Annotated in this window: 4 protein-coding genes; 2 read left to right on the forward strand and 2 right to left on the reverse strand. The window is 51.3% G+C overall.

What is annotated here, in order from left to right; all coding sequences use genetic code 11:
• The coding region (locus Poly21_RS28425; RefSeq protein WP_146410118.1) for a transposase at positions 1-122 on the forward strand (122 nt) is incomplete at its 5' end.
• Positions 123-142: 20 nt separating this feature from the next.
• On the opposite strand, the gene Poly21_RS26725 is transcribed toward Poly21_RS28425, so the two are convergent.
• Entirely contained in the window at positions 143-1159 is a 1017-nt protein-coding gene (locus Poly21_RS26725; RefSeq protein WP_302120787.1) for a tetratricopeptide repeat protein, read from the reverse strand.
• A 274-nt stretch (positions 1160-1433) separates the two neighbouring features.
• Entirely contained in the window at positions 1434-2285 is an 852-nt protein-coding gene (locus Poly21_RS26730) for an RHS repeat-associated core domain-containing protein (protein ID WP_146410120.1), read from the reverse strand.
• An 88-nt stretch (positions 2286-2373) separates the two neighbouring features.
• Here Poly21_RS26730 and Poly21_RS26735 point away from each other — a divergent pair.
• Positions 2374-2965 (forward strand): transposase (locus tag Poly21_RS26735; RefSeq protein WP_367302588.1); only part of this gene is annotated, 592 nt, incomplete at its 3' end.

Consider the following 2965-nt stretch of genomic DNA (forward strand, 5'->3'; position numbering starts at 1 on the left):
TGGAGGGCACCAATAACAAAATCAAGACGCTCCAACGACAATCCTACGGCATTCGTGATCGCGAATACTTCGAACTACTGCTTTATTCGCTCCATCAGAAAAAGTACGCTTTAGTCGGATGAGCCCTAAATTCCGACAATAATCATTGAATCTTTCCTGGAGTCGGCTTCCTTGCGAAGTGTAAATGCGCAAGTGCCTGTTCTGCAGCCTTACTTTCTGGATCAATTGATAATATCGCAGTTGCTTCGTCCTCAGCAAGAGAGAATTGTTTGAGATCAATGAGCGACTGAAGGAGCATGAGCCTCTTCGTAGCGTTGTTTTTGTTGAACGCCGATATTTGATTTGCCGTGTAAAATGCCGCTAAGTAGTCCCCTCGCTTACGCTGGAGACGCCACATAAGCGGAAGGTAACTCTGTTTACTAAAATCACCTTCAACGGCACGTTGCGTGGACTGCAATGCCTTCTCGTCTTCACCAAGCTGCACATGTGCAACTGCTTTCGCAAAGTAAACTTGGTCTGTGCGTAGTGACATATAAGACCAACTTCCATGAAGGGCTGCCTCAAGGTACTTGACAGCAAGCTCAGGTTGAGATTTCTTCAGATAGGCTAATGCTTTGAGATAGCTCTCGTATCCGACTTCGTTTTGGTCGGTCTCAGGCGAACCCGGCTGGCTGAGCATGAGCAACATTTCGTCGGCGCCATCCGTATCGAGTGTAGCTGCCGCAAGCGTGAGGAACGCGGGCCTGAAGTCCTCGTCAATCTCCAAGGCCTTCCTGCAGTCTTCCTTCGCCCGCGTTTGCTGGCCATCTTCTCCGAAGGCTCTCGCTCGCAACCAATATGCGCCTGCATCCCCTGGACTTAAATCAATAGCTAGCGTCAATGTTTCGATTGCCAATTTATAGTCTTGCTTTCGAAATTCGTTTAGACCTTTGAGAAGTGCGAATTTCGCCCTCGAACCCCGGCTTGCATCACCTCCAACTTCGAGAACTGAATTCAGAAACTCCGGTGATAGTTGCAATGCCTCACGAATTGGAAGGTCATTCAAAGTTTGTTGAATTGCGGGGCCATAAATATGGCCATCGCCGCTCGCGTGACGCCCCGGCACAGCGAGAACAGTCGTGAGTAACGCACTGGTAATCAATAAGGAAGCGACTCGCATTAATTTTGATCTCCATTCATGGGGGGTGTCACTGGTGCATCTGCACCTGAATAGGATTGACTTTCGCAGTACCATCTTGCCTGCTCCGTCACAGGCCAAAAGTCACAACGCAAAATGCATTTTAGCCCCTATATAGGGAGGCAGCATTAAATCCCGAGAAACTACTGGCCAAACCGTCCCTTTTTTATTGATGACCGAAGATTCTAGAGTGCCTTATGGGATGATGCACCAGTTTTGACTTGACCACACCAGTGTAGAACATGTTAACAGTGGGTCAGTACGAGATAGTTTGCCAGAAGCCAATGCCGCCTCCGAGGCCAATTCCAAAATCCGACGCGTCGAACTCATCTCCATAATCCAAGATGATATTCACGTCAAAGTCCGTGCGGATGTCGAATACTTCGCCAGGGTAGTGCCAGGATGAATTGAAATCAAGAGTAATCAATTCTTCTTTCCAATCGTACTCTCCAGACATTTCCAGGTCGCCCATTAGATCAATTTGCGGTATTGTGATTGAATCAAATAGCCCATCATTAATCGCAACGCCAGCCGCAGTTCCAGCAGCGATTCCAAGTCCCAGAGTCGACCACGGATGGTCCTTGACAAACTGGCGAATCTCCTCACTGGTCGGAACGATTTCATCCTTGTAGTCATCGAAGATTTGTTCGGCAATATCGCCAAAAATCTCATACGGATCACAGTTAACCGGTGGTAGTCCTTCGTTTATCTGTTGCTCCAGATCATCCATCGATCCTTGCTCCAACTGATCCGCGGGTGGCTGACGCCCACTTGGATCGATTGCCTGGATCGCCATATTTGTTACATACCGATAAAGATTTGCATCCCCCGCAGCAAATCCGATAGGGTCATTGCTCAGCCAGCGACCAGTGGCCGGGTCGTAACAGCGGGCGCGGTTGTGCTGCAGATCGACATCGTCGTCCCATTCTCGGCCGGTGTAGCCGAAGAGCGAGTCGACGGCGGCATTGGTCTCACTAATCCGTTTGCCGAAACTGTCGTAAACGATGTGGTTTGCGATCGACGTGATGCCGGTCACCGCGTCGTACTCGGCGACGTCGCGGACGCTGCCGAGGTGGTCGGTCAGGGGCCAGTCGAAGCTTGGGGACATAGCTCCTTTTCAGGTGTTGACTTGCCGCTCTTCAGGGTAATGATGATTTGACTGAGTTTTCCGAGTGCAAAGCCAAGTGAGGTGAGTGATGGCCCGGATGTGTCGAGCGGAAGTTTTTGATCCCGCCGAAGTTGCTGTGGCGCATGTCTTCAGCAGGACGGTCCGCCGTTGCTTTCTGATGGGAGATGACCCGATCTCTGGAAAGAACTTCGACCATCGCAAGCGATGGATTGAACAGTATTTGCAACAATTCGCAGCCTCTTTCGGGATTGACCTGCTGTGCTTTAGTCTGCTCTCAAATCACTTTCATTTGATCCTGCGCTCGCGTCCCGACGTGGTGGCGACCTGGGACGGCGAGGAAGTCGCTCGCCGCTGGTTGATGCTGTGCCCGCATCGCCGCAAGCCGGATGGCACTGCCATGGAACCAACGCAGCCTGAAATTAACTCGATCGCGGGTTGCCCGATCAAGCGTGAGGAAATTCGTAGCAGGCTGAGTGATATCAGCTGGTGGATGCGGTTGCTGTGCCAGCGTGTGGCGATGCGGGCGAATCGCGAAGACGAAGAACACGGCCGGTTTTTCCAAGATCGTTACAAAGCCACCCGGTTGACCGATGAAGCCTCCTTGCTGGCGTGTGCGGCGTACGTGGATTTGAATCCCATTCGAGCGGCGTTGTGCGAGC

Source organism: Allorhodopirellula heiligendammensis (assembly GCF_007860105.1).
Lineage (GTDB): Bacteria > Planctomycetota > Planctomycetia > Pirellulales > Pirellulaceae > Rhodopirellula > Rhodopirellula heiligendammensis.